Raw genomic sequence first — 15,576 nt, forward strand, 5'->3', positions numbered from 1 at the left:
CGAGCACGGAGAAGCCCCCACCGATCGGTGGGGGCTTCTCCGTGTCGCTGTGCTCCCGCCCGGATCAGCGGCGGAACGGGCCGCCCCGATCTGCAGAACCCGTCCCTCGATGGTCCGCGGCCGGTGGGTGCGCCGCCGGACGAGCGCTTCGGTGCGGTCTGCAGGCGTTAGGATGGAACGTCGTTCGCCCGTCCGATAGGAGTCGCCCCCGATGACTTTCCTGGAGTCCGTCTCCTCACCCGCAGACCTGCGGGCCCTCTCCCTCGCGGAATGCGAGGTGTACGCCAAGGAGATCCGCGAGGACCTCGTCGCGACGATCTCGCGCACCGGCGGCCACCTGGGCCCCAATCTGGGGGTCGTCGAGCTCACCTTCGCACTCCACAGAGTGTTCGAGAGTCCGGCTGACACGATCCTCCTGGACGTGGGGCATCAGTCCTACGTCCACAAGTACGTGACGGGGCGTCGTGATCGCTTCGCGACGCTGCGCCAGCGCGGTGGTCTCTCCGGCTACCCCTCGCGGGAGGAGAGCGAGCACGACGTCATCGAGAACTCGCACGCGTCGACCTCGCTGTCGTGGGCGGACGGGATCGCGAAGGCTCATCAGCTGCGCGGCGAGGACGACCGGTGGGTGGTCGCCGTGATCGGCGACGGCGCGCTGACCGGAGGGGTCGCGTGGGAGGCGCTCAACACCATCGCAGCCGATGATTCCCGCCCCCCGCGCAAACTCGTCATCGTCATCAATGACAACGGACGGTCCTACGCCCCCACCGTCGGCGGCATGGCTGCGCACCTCGATTCGCTGCGCGCGTCGAACAGCTACGAGAAGCTGCTGTCATGGGGCAAGGAGCGACTGCAGCAGTCGGGGCCCCCCGGCCGCGCGGCGTACACGGCCATGCGAGGAGTGAAGCGCGGCCTGCGCGATATGACGGCCGACGCCCAGACGGGGATCTTCGACGAGCTCGGGCTCAAGTACATCGGACCGGTCGACGGCCACGACCAGGAAGCCGTCGAACGGGCACTGCAGCTCGCGAAGGACTTCGAGGGCGGTCCGGTCGTCGTGCACACGGTCACGCGGAAGGGCTTCGGCTACGGCCCCGCGATCGAGGACGAGGTCGACCAGTTCCATGCAGTGGGAGTGATCGACCCGATCACCGGGAAGTCGCAGCCGAGCACCGGGCGGTCCTGGACCAGCGCCTTCGGCGACGCGATCACGGACCTCGCACGCGGGCGCGAGGACATCGTCGCGATCACTGCAGCGATGCTCGATCCGGTGGGGCTCAGCGGCTTCCGGGACGAGTTCCCCGAGCGAGTCTTCGATGTGGGCATTGCGGAGCAGCACGCGGTCGCCTCTGCTGCCGGACTGTCGTACGGAGGGCTGCACCCGGTGGTCTGCCTCTACGCGACGTTCATGAACCGGGCCTTCGACCAGGTCCTCATGGACGTCGCCCTGCATCGTCAGGGCGTGACGTTCGTTCTGGATCGCGCCGGTGTGACAGGGCCGGACGGCGCGAGCCACCACGGCATCTGGGACATGGCGCTGCTGCAGGCGGTGCCGGGTCTCCGCCTCGCTGCGCCCCGCGATGCCGAACGCCTCGTCGAGGAGCTGGGCGAGGCGGTCGGAGTCGAGGACGCTCCGACCGTGGTCCGGTTCTCCCGCGGAAAGGTCGGCACTGAGATCTCGCACCTGCGCCGGACCGATGACGGGGCAGACGTGCTCGCGGAGGTTCCGGAGGGCCTGTCCGCGGATGTGCTCATCGTGTCAGTGGGAGCACTGGCGGACCGTGCGCTGGCCGTGCGCCAGCGGCTCGCGGACGCAGGTATCGGAGCGACTGTCGTCGACCCGCGCTGGGCCCTGCCGGTCCCGGAATCGGTCCAGTCGATGGCACAGGTCCACCGACTGGCCGCGGTGATCGAGGACGGCATCCGGACAGGAGGGATCGGATCACGACTGCGTCAGGAGCTGCGTGCGGACGACTCCACTGTGGGCGTCGTCGAGCTGGGCGTCCCCGATGTGTTCCTGCCCCAGGGGACGCGTGAGGAGGTACTCGACTACGCGGGCCTCACGGTCGAGGCGATGACGGAGCAGATCCTCTCGAGGCTTCCCCGGACCCCGTGAGGCTTCCCCGGACCCGGTGAGCCAGGCTCCGGGGAAGGCGCCCGTTCAGCCCTTCACGGAGCGGGCGGCGTCGACCAGCACCGGCAGGGACAGCTCTCGCTGCCACTGACGGGCGCCGGCGTCGACGAGGAACTCCGCGAGTGCCTCCCGATCTCCCGGTTCGGGGAGCGCCGCTGCGCTGCGCACGAGCGCCGGCTGCAGCAGGAGATCGTGGGGGATGCCTGTGGTGTCCGACAGCTCCCGCATCCCCGCCTTCAGCGCATCGGTGCGCTCCTTCACGAGGCTGCGATCCAATCGCCGGCCCGATCCCGGGCTCCTGAGCCTGCGGGGGAGCTCCGGTTCGGGCAGGGAGTCGGCTCGCATCAGTGCGTCCGTCCAGCGCCGTGCGTGCCGTCGCGTGAGCCGGCCGGTTCCCAGGGTGCGGAAGACGTCATCGGCGGTGCGGACTCGTGCAGATGCGAGTGCGACGATCTCACGATCACGCAGGATGCGACTCGGAGCGACGTCGCCGTCGCGGGCGATGTTCTCGCGAGAGGTCCACAGCTCGCGGGCGCGGGCGAGCTGGCGGGGCACTTTGAGAGAGCCCAGCCCGTTGAGTCGGCGCCACGGCTCGTCGTGCACGGTCGGTGTGAAGTCGAGGAGGTGCTCGAACTCCTGCTGGGCGAACTCGGCACGCCCCGCGGCATGGAGACGGGCGTCCAGATCGTCCGCGACGTCGAGGAGCACCTCGACGTCGAGGGCGGCGTAGGCCAGCCAGGACTCCGGCAGGGGGCGGGTGGACCAGTCGACGGCGGAATGCTCCTTCGCGAGCCTCACACCGACGGTCTCGCCCACGACTGCGGCGAGGCCGAAGCGCTCGAAGCCCAGGAATCGCGCCGCCACCTCGGTGTCGAACAGCGCGTCGGGCCGCATATCGAGGTCCGAGAGGCAGGGGAGGTCCTGCGTCGAGGCGTGCAGGACCCATTCCGTGCCGCGGAGCACGTCGTCGACGGGCCCCAGGTCGGCGAACGGTTCGGGATCGATGAGGATCGTGCCCGAACCCTCGCGCTTGAGCTGGACGAGGAATGCGCGCTGGCCGTAGCGGTATCCCGAAGCCCTCTCCGCGTCGACCGCGACCGATCCGGTCCCCGCTGCGAGCGTGCGTGCGGCCTCGTCGAGACCAGCGGGGGTGTCGACCACGTCGGGGACCCCGTCGGCCGGCGCGCTGAGCAGGGGCAGCGACTCATCCGTGTTCCCTGAGCTCACCGGCGTCGCCCCGGGAGTGCGGTGACGCCGGCCGGCAGCGGCGGCAGTCCCGCGATCGTCGTGAGCAGGTCCACCCAGGCGTCGAAGTGGTCGGTGATGTCTTCGGGTTCGGCGAGGACGGGGGTCCACGAGGCGCGCAGTTCGAGATCGATCGTCGACGGGCGCGCGGAGAGCGTCCCGAAGCTCTCCGACAGGACCCGTGTCGTGGTGCCTCCCGCGGCGAGCACCTCGCAGTCGTGCGCGTCGAGCGCATCGGTCAGCCAGGACCAGGCGACGGCGCCCAGCATGGCCTCGTTCCCCATGTCATGCTCCAGCTCTGCGCGGATGTAGGAGACGATGCGGAAGTCCCCCTGCCATTCGTCGGGGGCAGCCGGATCGTGGAGCACGACGACGCGTCCGGTGGCGAGCTCGTCGATCTCTTCGCCGGACACCCGCTGGAACGAGGCGTCGGCGTGGACTTCGGCGCCGATCGCGGTGGCGAACGGGGCGAGCTTCGACGGTGCCCTGATCGCGGAGACGGAGACATGGGGCACGTCGGCGACTCCCTCGAGCACGTTCTTCACGCGGGAGAACGACTGGGGGACTGGATGGAGCGAGGACGGTGATGCCACGTCGTCCACGATAGGGGCTGAGGGGTGCGACACACAGGATCCACGCCGAGGCCGCACCGGAATAGATCCGACGCATTCGTGCATTGAGGAGCATGAGCCGTCTGCGGCCCGGTCAGCGGGCCTGCACAGCGGTGGAACGGAGGGCGATGACAGCAGTGGACACGACGACACCCGCGACCGACCGACCAGGATCTGAGCGACGCATTCAGGACGGCCTTCAGGCACCACCCCGGGGGGATCGCGATCATCGCAGCCTCCGGCGACGGGGGCCCCGTCGGCATGACCGCCTCCAGCGTCGCGAGTGTGTCCGTCACGCCGACGACCGTCCTCTTCTCGCTCATGCGGTCGAGCCGTTCCGCAGTGGGGCTGCTCGGAGCAGACGTGCTCAGTGTGAACCTCGTGAATGCTCGGCATGCGGAGCTCGCCCGGAAGTTCGCTGTGCACGGGTCCGAGCGCTTCACCCCCGAAGAGGGTTGGGAGTACCTGCCGGACGGCACGCCGGTGCTCACCGGCGCGTCCGCGTCACTCGTCGGCCATGTCACCCACACCGTCGAACTCGGTGAGGCCGTCGTGGTCGTGGCGGAGATCACGGAGGTGAAGCGCGGTGATCCGGGGGACGCCCTCGTCTACCGCAACCGCGCGTTCCACCGGCTGCCGGACGACGGGGCGCCCACCAGCTGAGACCCGCGGTTCCGCGGCGCAGCGGTGTTCTCCTCGCGCGCGACGGTCTGCGAGACTGGGTCCCATGCACAACACCCTCGTCTCCGCCGCTCGGTCCGAGTCCGTCAGTCGCACTCCGGTGTGGTTCATGAGGCAGGCGGGGAGGTCGCTCCCCGAATACCGCGAACTGCGCGCCGGCACGAGCATGCTGGAATCCTGCCGCACCCCGGATCTCGTCTCGGAGATCACGCTGCAGCCGGTCCGTCGGCACGGAGTCGACGCCGCGATCTTCTTCTCCGACATCGTCGTACCGCTGGAGGCGGCCGGTGTCGCGGTGGAGATCGTGCCGGGCACCGGCCCGGTCATCGAGCATCCGGTGCGCACACGTGCCGACCTGGAGCGACTCGAGGACCTGACGCCGGACGCGATCGCGGACATCGCCGAATCGATCGGTCGGGTCCGTGCAGAGCTCGACGCGAAGCATCCGGACACGGCTCTCATCGGTTTCGCCGGTGCGCCCTTCACCGTGGCGAGCTACCTGATCGAGGGCGGTCCCAGCCGTAACCACGAGAAGACGAAGGCGATGATGCTGGGGGACCCGGAGCTGTTCTCCGCGATCCTCGAGAAGCTCGGACGCATGTCCGCCACCTTCATCGACGTCCAGCTGACCGCGGGAGCCCAGGCCTTCCAGCTGTTCGACTCGTGGGCCGGCTACCTGTCAGCCGCCGACTACCGGCGGTTCGTCCTCCCGCATTCCGCTGCCGTCTTCTCCTCCTTGTCCCATCACGACGTCCCGTCCTTCCACTTCGGAGTGCAGACGGGTGAGCTGCTGCCGGATATGGCGACGGTCGGCAGCGACGTGGTCGGCGTCGATTTCCGCGTCGACCTCGCGGACGCTTCTCGTCGCGTCCGTCCCGGGCAGGCCCTCCAGGGCAACCTCGACCCTGCGATGCTCTTCGCACCGTGGGACGTGCTCCGTCCGCGCGTCGAGGAGATCGTGCGAGCAGGCCTCACCCACGACGGCGGACACGTCTTCAATCTGGGCCACGGCGTTCTGCCCGACACCGATCCGGCCGTCCCCGGGCTCGTCGTCGAGGAGGTCCACAGGGTCTCCTCGGAGATCCTGGGCTCCTGATCCGCATGCCGCAGTCGATCGCCGTCGTCGGTGGGGGAGTCTCCGGCCTCACGGCTGCATTCACCGCCGTGCAGCGCGGCGCGGCCGTCACGGTCTTCGAGGCGTCGGACGTCGCGGGAGGCTGTCTGTCGCGCACGGAGCTCGGTGGTCACCTGCCGATCGGTGCGGACGATGGTGCAGAGGCCTCCCTCTACCGTCGTCCGGAGGCCCGCGACCTGATCGAGGAACTGGGACTCAGTCCGGTGTTCCCCTCGCGCGCCCACGGTTCGCGACTCGTCACGCCTCATGGTCCTGCGCCGATCCCGGCGGGGACGCTCATGGGGGTGCCCGCAGACCCGGAGTCACTCCGGGGAGTGCTCAGCGAGGACGGGGTCGCCCGGGTGCGCGACGAGGTGCTGACCCCTGCCATCGAGGGGGACGTGTCCTGCGGGGACTTCCTCGCGGCGCGGCTGGGTGACGAGCTCGTCGACAGGGTGCTCGATCCGCTCATCGGCGGGGTGTACGCCGGCCGGTGCCGGGACCTGTCCCTCGAGGCCACCGTGCCTGCGCTCCTCCCGGCAGCCCGCGCCGGCACCTCCGTGCGCGAGGCGGTCGCAGAGGTGCTGGCGGCACGCACCAGGACCTCGGGCGCGGACATCCCCGGAGCCGGCACTCGTGCGGCGGCCGGCAGTGCAGCCGAAGCGCCGCCCGTCTTCCTGTCGCTGGCGGGCGGGATCAACAGCCTCGTGTCATCACTCACCGATGTCCTGACCGCACGCGGCGCGGTCCTCCGGCGGGGTACGCCCGTCCGCGCCGTGACAGCAGGGGGCCGAATGCCGGCTGTGACCACGGACGCGGGCGTCGAGGAGTTCGACGCCGTCGTCGTCGCGCTACCCGCATGGTCCGCTCACGATGTGCTGACCGCTGGCGCCCCGGCCTCCCGTGACAGCCCCGCCACCGCGGTCACCGCGCTGCTCCGGCAGGTCGACTACGCGACGTCTGCCGTCCTCACCGGTGTCGTGCGGGACAGGGGAGCGGGTCTCGACGGCTCGGGATTCCTGGTTCCGCCCGACGCCGGCGGCCTCGTGAAGGCGTCGACGTTCTCATCGAACAAGTGGCCCTGGATGGCTGACGCACTTCCGCAGGGCGACCACGTCGTGCGTGTGAGCATCGGGCGCAAGGGGGATGAGGCGTGGACCCGGCAGGACGACGGGACACTCGTGGACGAAGCGTTCGCCGAATGGCGGAAGCACACGGGCTACGATGGCGACCTCGTCCACGCAGAGATCAGGCGTTGGGAGCGCGCGCTGCCCCAGTACCGCCCCGGCCACGCACGGCTCGTCGGATCGATCGATGCGGCGGCGGCTCACCTGCCCGGCGTCGCCGTGACGGGCAGCTACCTGGACGGCGTCGGCATCCCCGCGTGCATCGGGCGGGCTCGGCGCACCGTCGTCCGCCTTCTGTCCTGACAGACACGTCGAATCAGCACACCCCACTACGAGGAGGATCCCTTGAGCGAGTACACACAGCCCACGGCGGAGCAGATCGAGCAGCTGAACGCAGAGATCCGGTACGTCGCGTATTCGGTGTTCGCCACCGTCGACGACCTGGGCGATGAGGACCGTGCCGCCGTCGCGGCCGAAGTGCGCGAGGCGCTCGCACCGATCGAGCAGCAGGGCCTCGTGGTGCGCGGCATCTACGACGTGTCCGCTTTCCGCGCGGACGCCGACATCATGTTCTGGTGGCATGCACCGACCCCGGAGCTCATCCAGAAGGCCTACGCGGCCGTGCGCAGGTCTCGTCTGGGCGCGGCACTGGAATCCGTGTGGTCCGCCATGGCCGTGCACCGCCCGTCGGAGTTCAACAAGTCGCACCTGCCGGCGTTCCTCACGGACGACGAGGCGGGCGACTACGTCTGTGTGTATCCGTTCGTCCGGTCCTACGAGTGGTACATGCTGCCGCCGGAGGAGCGGTCGCAGATGCTGCGCGACCACGGTATGGCGGCAGCAGGCTACAAGGATGTGAAGGCCAACACCTTGTCGTCATTCGCACTGGGCGACTACGAATGGGTCCTCGCGTTCGAAGCGGAGCGGTTGGACCGCATCGTCGATCTCATGCGTGACCTCCGCGATACGAAGGCCCGACTGCACGTGCGCGAAGAGATCCCGTTCTTCACGGGCCCCCGCCGCGAACTGGTCGACATCCTCTCTGACTGGCGCTGACCCGGGACGGAAGCAGGGCGGGCGGATCTCAGATCCGCCCGCCCTCTGCATGCCCACGGGTGACGGCTCAGGCTGCAGGGGAGCCGGGACGGTGCATCGGCACGTGGAGGATGCCGTCCTCCAGGAATTCCGGGCCGGACACGGAGAAGCCGCAGCTGCCGTAATAGCCGTCCAGATGCGACTGCGCATTCAGCGTCAGGTCCTTCTGGCCGAACAGGCGGACGGCCTCCTGCAGGAGCAGGCGGCCGAGGCCTCGGCCGCGGGCTTCCGGTGACGTGACGACTCGGCCGATGCTGCGCGCACCGGGACGAGCAGCGGGCCCGTCCTCGTATCCGTCCGGGAGGATCCGCGCGTAGCCCCGGGGTTCTGCGCTCAGACCGGATGCGCCTCCGTGGGAGTCCTTCGCGGGGCGCAGGACCTCTCCTGGTGCGGGGAGCATGAGGTGCAGGGTTCCGGGCAGGAGGTCGAGGCCGTCCAAATCGAGGTAGAGGCTCTCCTGCTCGACGACGAACACACGACTGCGCAGCTGGAGGATCCCATAGAGCTCCGGCAGTGTGAGCCCGCTCGTGGTCGTGAGCACCCAGCCGTCGGGTGAGACGGTACGCGTGCCCGCGTCAGCGACCGACGGGATCGGCTGAGGAGCGGCCGGTCGTCCACTCACCCGGCGGAGTCCGCGACCAGGCGGAGGCTCAGTGAGTTCATGCAGTAGCGCAGATCGGTGGGGGTGGGGAAGCCCTCACTGCCGAACACGTGGCCCATGTGGGATTCGCAGGTCGCACAGCGGACCTCTACGCGCTCCATCCCCATCGTCGTGTCCTTGATGTAGCGGACGCGGTCCTCTGCCAGGGGTGCGTAGAACGATGGCCAGCCGCAGGCGGCGTCGAACTTCGTCTCTGACCGGAACAGCTCTGCGCCGCACGCGCGGCAGGCGTAGACGCCGATCGTGGGGTCGTTCTCGTACTCTCCGGAGAAGGGCCTCTCCGTGCCGGCTTCACGCAGCACGTGGTACTCCTCAGGGGTGAGGATCTCTCGCCAATCGGCTTCGGTGCGCACTGCGGTCGGTCTTGTCGTGTCGTCGTCCACGTCCGGTTCCTCGTCCTTCGTCGGTGGGGTCGGATGATGTGCTCACCCGCGTGGGTGCACACCAGCGTAACGGCCAGCAGACGCCGGGTGTTCCCTGCCGAGGGCGCCTCCGAACGCTTCGGCGGCCGAACGGACGAACGGATCGCCGGATGCACTCCCGCCGCTCAGCCTTCGCCGGTAGGATCGTGGGTCATGGGTCAGGACACCTCGAGGGATCTCGGACTGCGTGAGAAGGCGCTGCGCGCCGCTGTGACGACCGCGGGAGTGGCCGCCGGTGCCGCAGTGCTGGTGTCCGTCGCCTCCTCGGGCCTGGCCGTCTACTTCGCACGGCGGATCGTCGTTCCGGAGAATCAGCCGGAGGACCTCGACATCCTGCACGTGTCAGGGTTCGATGACGAACTGGTCGTCCATCTCCCGGCCACGAAGGACACGATCCTCCCCGGCACCTACGGGCTCGCGTTCGACAACGGCCGCGGTCTCGCCCAGGTGGGCGAGGTGCTCGAATACGATCCTGTCTCGCGGACCGTCGCCCGCCGGGTCGCCTCCGTGATCTCCGGCGACCTCGCGGCAGCGCGCCGGGGCCGGTGGACCGGAACCGTCTTCACCCATCCGTCGCAGCTGGACGTCCCCTACGAGGACATCGTCCTGCAGTCCGACGTCGGTGAGCTGCCGGCCTGGCTGCTGCCGACCGCGGCACCGGCGCCGCTCGACACCTGGGCGGTCCTCGTGCATGGTCGCGGTGCGACGCGGGCGGAGGTCCTCAGGGCCGGACGCGTCCTGGACTCGATCGGCATGCCCTCCATCGCGATGTCCTACCGCAATGACGCGGAAGTGCGCGATGGCGGACACTCCCGCTACGGACTGGGCGACACGGAATGGTTCGACGTCGACGTCGCGATCGACTATGCACGAGCCAACGGCGCGCGGCAGGTCGTCGTCTTCGGATGGTCGATGGGCGGTGCGATCGCCTTCCAGGCGGCCTCCCGGGGACGCAATCGCGGCTTCATCGCGGGTCTCGTGCTGGACGGGCCCGTCGTCGACTGGCACGACGTGCTCGACAATCAGGCGCGTCTGAACTACCTGCCGACCCCCATCGCCCGCCTCACGCTCGACATGATCACGCGGCCCTGGGCACGGTCGATCACGGGTCTGGAGACTCCCATCGATCTGGAGCGGCTGGACTGGGTGACGCGGGCAGCGGAGCTGGACAAGCCCGTGCTTCTCATCCACTCCGATGATGACCAGTTCGTCCCCTCGGGACCGTCGCACGCACTCGCCCGAGTCCGCTTCGACCTGGTGACGATGCCGACGTACGACACAGCCGCCCACACGAAGGAGTGGAACGTGGACCCGGAGCGCTGGGAGGACGACGTCGCGAACTTCCTCGAGTCCAAGCTGGAGCTGTGAGCGTTCACAGCCGGCCGGCACCGTCTGCGTCGACCTCTCCTGCTGAACTCACCGGGCTCCGAACCGGCCCTCCTGTGGATCCGCCTGTCGGGTCGGGAGTCCCCAGCGCTGGATGAGTGCGGATCCATCCGTCACCAGGCTCAGCAGCGACAGTGGGACAGGTGCGTCCCCGGCATGGCCGTCGAGCAGGCCGCGGGGTGCGTCAGGATCGGGGACGCCGGCGAGCAGGGGAGTCGTCGTGAGGCAGAGTTCGTCCACGGCGCCGTCGCCGATCCACGACCCCAGCAGCGCCGGACCGCCTTCGTGCACGACTTCGCGACAGCCCCGCCGGCGCAGATCCTCGATCACGGCACGGGGTTCCACCGCATCGTCGTGGAGGACCACCGCGTCCCCGCCCAGCCGTTCGACGAGCTCCGCGCGACGAGCGGGACCGCACCGCTCCCGTGACGCGTGCAGGACGACTCCGCCGCTGCCTGCTTCGTCGAGCCTGTCCAGGTCCACCTGTCCGGAGCGGGACACGAGGACCAGCAGCGGAGCCGCGCCCTGGCCGCGGTCGCCCCGCTGGTCTGCATGCCGTGGCTTCGCGTGCAGTCGTGTGTACCGTTCCGCGCGGGCGGTGCCGGCCCCCACGATGACCGCGTCCGCGAGCGAGCGCAGAACGGAGAAGACCCTCTTGTCCGCGGGTGACGAGATCGAACCGGAACGGTGGTCTGCCCCGGCGACGGCACCGTCGACCGTGGCGACCATGTTCGCACGGACCCAGGGCCGTGCGGCGTCGGCTTCGTGGAGGCTGCTCCGCGGCGCTCCGCTCCGATCGAGATAGAGCCGGACGAGGTCCGCTTCGTCCTCGGTGGCGGGCAGCGGCTGATGGTCCGGGTGCAGCTGCGAGAGCTGGATGCGGTGCGTCACTGTGCGAGGTACTCCTCACTGCCCATCGCGATGTGGGGCGATCTGTCGGGGTCGAGGGTGGTGAGGAGGAGCTCCATGTCCTCTTCCGGGAGGGCGACGCAGCCCCGTGTGGGGTTCCCGTGCTCGACGTGGAGCCAGATCTTGCCGCCCGCGTCCCAGCCCATGGGGCGGGTGTTCTCCGTGGGAGCGACCCCCGTCTTCCGGTTGTAGTCGATCGCGATCACGTAGTCGAAGACGGAGGCGTATCCGTCGCCGTAGACGGATTCCGCACCGCTGCGCAGGCCCTCATCGCGGTGGTAGGGCAGGAGCGATCCGGGGTCGGTGAGGTACCCGCCCGCATCGCTGAGGCTGAAGACTCCCGCAGGTGAGGTCTCGTCACCTTCGCGGCGGTCCTCCTTCCACCCGTTCCCGCCGTTGTGCCCGGCCATCGACGCGGTCCGCGTCCAGGCGTCATCGGCCCACTCCCAGAGCGACAGCCGGGTCTGACTCGAGTCGTCGTCCGCGCCCGAGGCGATGAGGACCTGCGTCGAGTCGTCCGGTATCCGTCCGGCCGTTACCGGCCCCAGACCCGCCGCCGGGTCCGTCAGCTCAGCGACCGTGGACGCGGGGCCGCCGCCCGGCGGAGGAGTCTCCTCCTCAGAGGAGTCGGCGGCGGAGGTGTCGAGGAGGTCCGGAGCTCGCTGGAGCGGTGCGGTGAAGTCGACGATCGCCTGCTGCGCGGGAGCGGGGAACGTGAGGGTGTCCGCACGGTCGCCCTCGGCCGTCGCGGATGCCGCGGAAGCTGCGGAAGCTGCGGGGGGCGCGGCGAGGAGCGCTGCGGTGAACGCGCTGACGAGGACGACGGGCACGCCCATCGCAGGGCGGGGGGACCTGCGGAGAGCGCCACCGGTGCGGAGTCCGTGCATGGTCCCAGTCTTCCACCCGGTGAGGTCTGAGTCACGGCTGACTCACCGGCTGAGTACTCGCGGAGGTTCGCCGTCGTAGGATGTCGTCACTATGTCTGTTCCACCTCCGCCGCAGCATCCACCGCCGCGCCGTCAGCCCCACGCGTCCGACGACCCGTCGCTCACGACGCAGATCTTCGTCGACCAGGCGCGCTCCGCTTCGGGGCGAGCCGAGGCCGGCCGGGCGCAGTCGGATGCCCGCGACCACGGCGGTGCCGACCGCGACCCCCGGAGCCCGTCTGCTGAGGATGCGGACACACGGGCACTGGGCCCCGGCGACGTGGTCGGAGCCCGGCGTGGTGCGGCGGAGGAGGAGGGGGAGTCCACCCAGATGATGTCGATGGAGGAGCTGCGCCAGCTGGCCGCCTCCTCGCGGATCGAAGCCCTGGACGGTCCGCGCGACGGGAGCAGCGCCGCAGGCCACGCGCCGCCGGCAGGTGCAGCGGATGAAGCGCGGGCCCAGGCGCAGGCCCCACCAGGTGTGTTCTCCGCGCACGCTCAGCCCTATACGGCGCCGGCTGCGCCCGGAGTTCCTCCCGCAGCGCCCCGCTCCGCTCCACCCCACATCCATCCGGGACACTCCGCGTCGGCGACGTATCCGATGCAGAGCGGAGCCCCTGCGCCACCCGCGATGCCGCCCCCTGCGGCGGGAGGCGGCTACGCATACGGGGGACAGGCCGAACCCCCGCGGCGCAGGCGCCGCATGCCTGTGCTCGCGATCGCGTTCGTCGTGCTGTCGGCACTGGTGGTCGCAGGGATCGGCGGGTGGATCCTCGTCGACGCCGTCACGCGGGACGGTGGGCAGTCCCAGCAGGCTGCGCCGCCCCCTCCCGCGACGGACGACTCCACGGGAGGAGGCGGTCTCGTCGATGAGTCGGATGACGGGACCACCGCGCCGTCCGCCGCGGACACGGAATCGTTCGTCACGCCGTCGGGCAACATCGGGTGCACCATCGACGAGGAGCGCGCTCGCTGCGTGGTGAAGTCCTTCGAGTACTCACCTCCGGACGCGCCGGACACCTGCGAGATGGAGGAGTGGGGCTCGATCGTCGTGGCCAATCGCGACGGTGCGGGATTCTCCTGCACGCCCGCGGACTTCCCCACCGACGCAGAGACGCTGGACTACGGTCAGACGGTCACGACCCACGGGATGATCTGCTCCTCGGAGGAGACCGGCGTGTCGTGCACGTCGGAGGAGACTGGAGCGGCATTCTCCGTGGCACGGGCCGACGCGACCTTCGAGCAGGCGGAGTGACGTCCATCATGCGGACGCCGACATGCACGCGGCACGTGAAGGCGCATAGGGTGACTGCCATGAACTGGGGACTGCTCCTCCTTATCCGCCGCGGCGAGGCCTGACCGACCAGGGCCGTATCCTCGCCGCGGTGTCCGACGCGTACGTCGGCCCCCCTTCCTTTGCACCATGCATGACAAGGAGAGCAGCAATGGCGAATCTGCAGCAGCCCAGCCCGATGCCGTTCAGCAAGTACAAGTCGTTCTACGACCGGATCCAGCTCGATATGCGGGACCGCACGTGGCCCGATCAGCGACTGACGAAGGCGCCCCGCTGGCTGAGCACGGACCTGCGTGACGGCAACCAGGCCCTCATCGATCCGATGACCCCGGAGCGCAAGCGACGGATGTTCGACCTCCTCGTGAAGCTGGGCTTCAAAGAGATCGAGGTGGGCTTCCCCGCAGCCAGCCAGCAGGACTTCGACTTCATCCGCCAGATCATCGAAGAGGATGCTGTCCCGGACGACGTGCGCATCAGCGTTCTCACGCAGGCGCGCGAAGACCTCATCGAACGCACGGTGGAGAGCCTGCGCGGAGCGCAGAAGCCGACGGTCCACCTGTACAACGCCACGGCACCGGTCTTCCGCAAGGTCGTGTTCGGCTTCGAGGGCGACGGGTTCGACCAGACTCGCGACATCGCTCTGCGCGGCACGCAGGCGGTCATGAAGCATGCCGAATCGATGCTGGGCGACGCGGACTTCGGCTACCAGTACTCCCCGGAGATCTTCGTGGACACCGAACCGGAGTTCGCGGCTGACATCGTCGGCTCCGTGCTGGACATGTGGCAGCCCGCCGCAGGACGCGAGACCGTCGTGAATCTGCCGGCGACGGTGGAGCGCGGCACCCCCAACGCGTACGCGGATCAGATCGAATGGTTCATCCGGCAGATGCCCTATCGGGAGGACGTCGCGGTCTCCCTCCACCCGCACAACGACCGGGGGACCGGTGTCGCGGCGGCGGAGCTGGGGCTCATGGCCGGCGCGGACCGTGTCGAAGGCTGCCTGTTCGGCAACGGGGAGCGCACGGGCAATCTCGACCTCGTCACCGTCGCGATGAATCTCTACAGCCAGGGGATCGACCCGGAGCTGGACTTCTCCGACATCGACGAAGTGATCCACACGGTCGAGGACTGCAATCAGATCGGCGTCCACGAGCGCCACCCCTACGGCGGCGACCTCGTCTTCACCTCGTTCTCCGGTTCGCACCAGGACGCGATCAACAAGGCCTTCGCGGACCGCGAGATCAAGGCGCACAACGCAGGGGTGCCGGTCGACCGCATGGAGTGGGACATGCCCTACCTCCCGGTCGACCCGAAGGACCTGGGCCGCTCCTACGAAGCGGTGATCCGCGTGAACTCGCAGTCGGGCAAGGGCGGCGTCACGTACCTCATCAAGAGCGAGCACGGACTCGACATGCCGCGCCGGATGCAGGTGGAGTTCTCGAAGGTCGTCCAGGGGCGCACCGAATCCGGCGGTGAGGTGAATGCGAAGGAGATCTGGAGGATCTTCGCGGACGAGTACCTCCCCTCCGAGGAGGACGAGACGGGTTGGGGGCGCTTCGAACTGCTCAGCCTCCGCACGGAGTCGGTCCACGCGGAGGATGAGGAAGCCGGTCGTCTCTCCGAGCGGATCGAGGCGTTCCTCCGGGTGGACGGGCAGGAGCGCATCTACGAAGGCCGCGGAAACGGGCCCGTCGACGCTCTGGTGACGATCCTCAACGATCACTTCGACGTGGACATCCGTCTCCAGGACTACAGCGAGCACGCTGTCGGCACGGGCGCGGACACGAAGGCCGCAGCCTACGTCGAGCTGGCTGTGGGAGACCGCGTGCTGTGGGGTGCGGGCCTGCACCCCAACATCACGAAGGCCACTCTCAAGGCGATCATCTCTGCGGTGAACCGCGCCGCGCGCTGACGCTGCTCTCCACCCGGACGCCGAGGCGGTGGTGACGACCGATGGGTCCGTCACCGCCG

Annotated in this window: 14 protein-coding genes; 8 read left to right on the plus strand and 6 right to left on the minus strand. The window is 69.4% G+C overall.

Features of this window, described 5'->3' with window-relative positions; translation table 11 throughout:
- Positions 1-211 precede the first annotated feature (211 nt).
- The gene (dxs, locus tag BJEO58_RS11010) at positions 212-2,116 is read left to right on the plus strand and encodes a 1-deoxy-D-xylulose-5-phosphate synthase (RefSeq protein WP_101589525.1); all 1,905 of its coding nucleotides are present in this window, start codon (positions 212-214) and stop codon (positions 2,114-2,116) included.
- Between the two features lie 45 nt (positions 2,117-2,161).
- Here dxs and BJEO58_RS11015 read toward each other — a convergent pair whose 3' ends face one another.
- Both BJEO58_RS11015 and BJEO58_RS11020 read right to left on the minus strand, forming a co-directional pair.
- Entirely contained in the window at positions 2,162-3,361 is a 1,200-nt protein-coding gene (locus BJEO58_RS11015) for an HRDC domain-containing protein (RefSeq protein WP_101589526.1), read from the minus strand.
- Positions 3,358-3,972 carry a DUF3000 domain-containing protein gene (locus tag BJEO58_RS11020; protein ID WP_101589556.1) on the minus strand — a complete coding sequence of 205 codons (615 nt, stop codon included), beginning with the start codon at positions 3,970-3,972 and terminating at the stop codon, positions 3,358-3,360. The genes BJEO58_RS11015 and BJEO58_RS11020 overlap by 4 nt, the downstream gene beginning before the upstream one ends.
- Before the next feature lie 246 nt (positions 3,973-4,218).
- On the opposite strand from BJEO58_RS11020, the gene BJEO58_RS11025 reads away from it, so the two are divergent.
- The 4 genes from BJEO58_RS11025 (at position 4,219) to hemQ (ending at position 7,968) form a co-directional block, all read left to right on the plus strand.
- Complete coding sequence (locus BJEO58_RS11025) at positions 4,219-4,653, plus strand: flavin reductase family protein (protein ID WP_425456996.1); 435 nt, start codon at positions 4,219-4,221, stop codon at positions 4,651-4,653.
- A 64-nt stretch (positions 4,654-4,717) separates the two neighbouring features.
- Entirely contained in the window at positions 4,718-5,767 is a 1,050-nt protein-coding gene (gene hemE, locus BJEO58_RS11030) for a uroporphyrinogen decarboxylase (protein WP_101589528.1), read from the plus strand.
- 5 nt (positions 5,768-5,772) lie between these two features.
- Positions 5,773-7,215, plus strand: a complete 1,443-nt coding sequence (hemG, locus tag BJEO58_RS11035) for a protoporphyrinogen oxidase (protein WP_101589529.1) — start codon at positions 5,773-5,775, stop codon at positions 7,213-7,215.
- Between the two features lie 42 nt (positions 7,216-7,257).
- On the plus strand, positions 7,258-7,968 hold the full coding sequence (gene hemQ / locus BJEO58_RS11040) for a hydrogen peroxide-dependent heme synthase (RefSeq protein WP_101589530.1): 711 nt from the start codon (positions 7,258-7,260) through the stop codon (positions 7,966-7,968).
- Positions 7,969-8,035: 67 nt separating this feature from the next.
- Here the strand turns inward: hemQ and BJEO58_RS11045 are convergent, their stop codons facing one another.
- Together BJEO58_RS11045 and msrB are read right to left on the minus strand one after the other, a co-directional pair.
- Entirely contained in the window at positions 8,036-8,629 is a 594-nt protein-coding gene (locus tag BJEO58_RS11045; RefSeq protein WP_246075987.1) for a GNAT family N-acetyltransferase, read from the minus strand.
- Positions 8,626-9,051 carry a peptide-methionine (R)-S-oxide reductase MsrB gene (gene msrB, locus BJEO58_RS11050; protein ID WP_101589531.1) on the minus strand — a complete coding sequence of 142 codons (426 nt, stop codon included), beginning with the start codon at positions 9,049-9,051 and terminating at the stop codon, positions 8,626-8,628. Before msrB ends, BJEO58_RS11045 begins: the two co-directional genes overlap by 4 nt.
- 192 nt (positions 9,052-9,243) lie before the next feature.
- Here msrB and BJEO58_RS11055 point away from each other — a divergent pair, with 192 nt between their 5' ends.
- The gene (locus tag BJEO58_RS11055; RefSeq protein ID WP_101589532.1) at positions 9,244-10,458 is read left to right on the plus strand and encodes an alpha/beta hydrolase family protein; all 1,215 of its coding nucleotides are present in this window, start codon (positions 9,244-9,246) and stop codon (positions 10,456-10,458) included.
- A 48-nt stretch (positions 10,459-10,506) separates the two neighbouring features.
- Here the strand turns inward: BJEO58_RS11055 and BJEO58_RS11060 are convergent, their stop codons facing one another.
- Complete coding sequence (locus tag BJEO58_RS11060; RefSeq protein WP_101589533.1) at positions 10,507-11,367, minus strand: dihydrofolate reductase family protein; 861 nt, start codon at positions 11,365-11,367, stop codon at positions 10,507-10,509.
- Entirely contained in the window at positions 11,364-12,272 is a 909-nt protein-coding gene (locus BJEO58_RS11065; protein WP_101589534.1) for a L,D-transpeptidase family protein, read from the minus strand. Before BJEO58_RS11065 ends, BJEO58_RS11060 begins: the two co-directional genes overlap by 4 nt.
- Before the next feature lie 91 nt (positions 12,273-12,363).
- Between BJEO58_RS11065 and BJEO58_RS11070 the strand changes: the two genes are divergently transcribed.
- The gene (locus BJEO58_RS11070) at positions 12,364-13,566 is read left to right on the plus strand and encodes a hypothetical protein (RefSeq protein ID WP_101589535.1); all 1,203 of its coding nucleotides are present in this window, start codon (positions 12,364-12,366) and stop codon (positions 13,564-13,566) included.
- 190 nt (positions 13,567-13,756) lie between these two features.
- On the plus strand, positions 13,757-15,517 hold the full coding sequence (gene leuA / locus BJEO58_RS11075) for a 2-isopropylmalate synthase (RefSeq protein ID WP_101589536.1): 1,761 nt from the start codon (positions 13,757-13,759) through the stop codon (positions 15,515-15,517).
- The last annotated feature ends 59 nt before the right edge of the window (positions 15,518-15,576 follow it).

This window comes from Brevibacterium jeotgali, from assembly GCF_900169175.1.
GTDB classification, from domain to species: Bacteria; Actinomycetota; Actinomycetes; order Actinomycetales; family Brevibacteriaceae; genus Brevibacterium; species Brevibacterium jeotgali.

What these genes read in the sequence shown, in the direction of transcription:
- dxs (WP_101589525.1), top strand. Translation starts at nt 212, where the DNA reads ATGACTTTCCTGGAGTCCGTCTCCTCACCCGCAGACCTGCGGGCCCTC.
- hemE (WP_101589528.1), top strand. Translation starts at nt 4,718, where the DNA reads ATGCACAACACCCTCGTCTCCGCCGCTCGGTCCGAGTCCGTCAGTCGC.
- hemG (WP_101589529.1), top strand. Translation starts at nt 5,773, where the DNA reads ATGCCGCAGTCGATCGCCGTCGTCGGTGGGGGAGTCTCCGGCCTCACG.
- BJEO58_RS11055 (WP_101589532.1), top strand. Translation starts at nt 9,244, where the DNA reads ATGGGTCAGGACACCTCGAGGGATCTCGGACTGCGTGAGAAGGCGCTG.
- BJEO58_RS11065 (WP_101589534.1), bottom strand. Translation starts at nt 12,272, where the DNA reads ATGCACGGACTCCGCACCGGTGGCGCTCTCCGCAGGTCCCCCCGCCCT.
- BJEO58_RS11070 (WP_101589535.1), top strand. Translation starts at nt 12,364, where the DNA reads ATGTCTGTTCCACCTCCGCCGCAGCATCCACCGCCGCGCCGTCAGCCC.
- leuA (WP_101589536.1), top strand. Translation starts at nt 13,757, where the DNA reads ATGGCGAATCTGCAGCAGCCCAGCCCGATGCCGTTCAGCAAGTACAAG.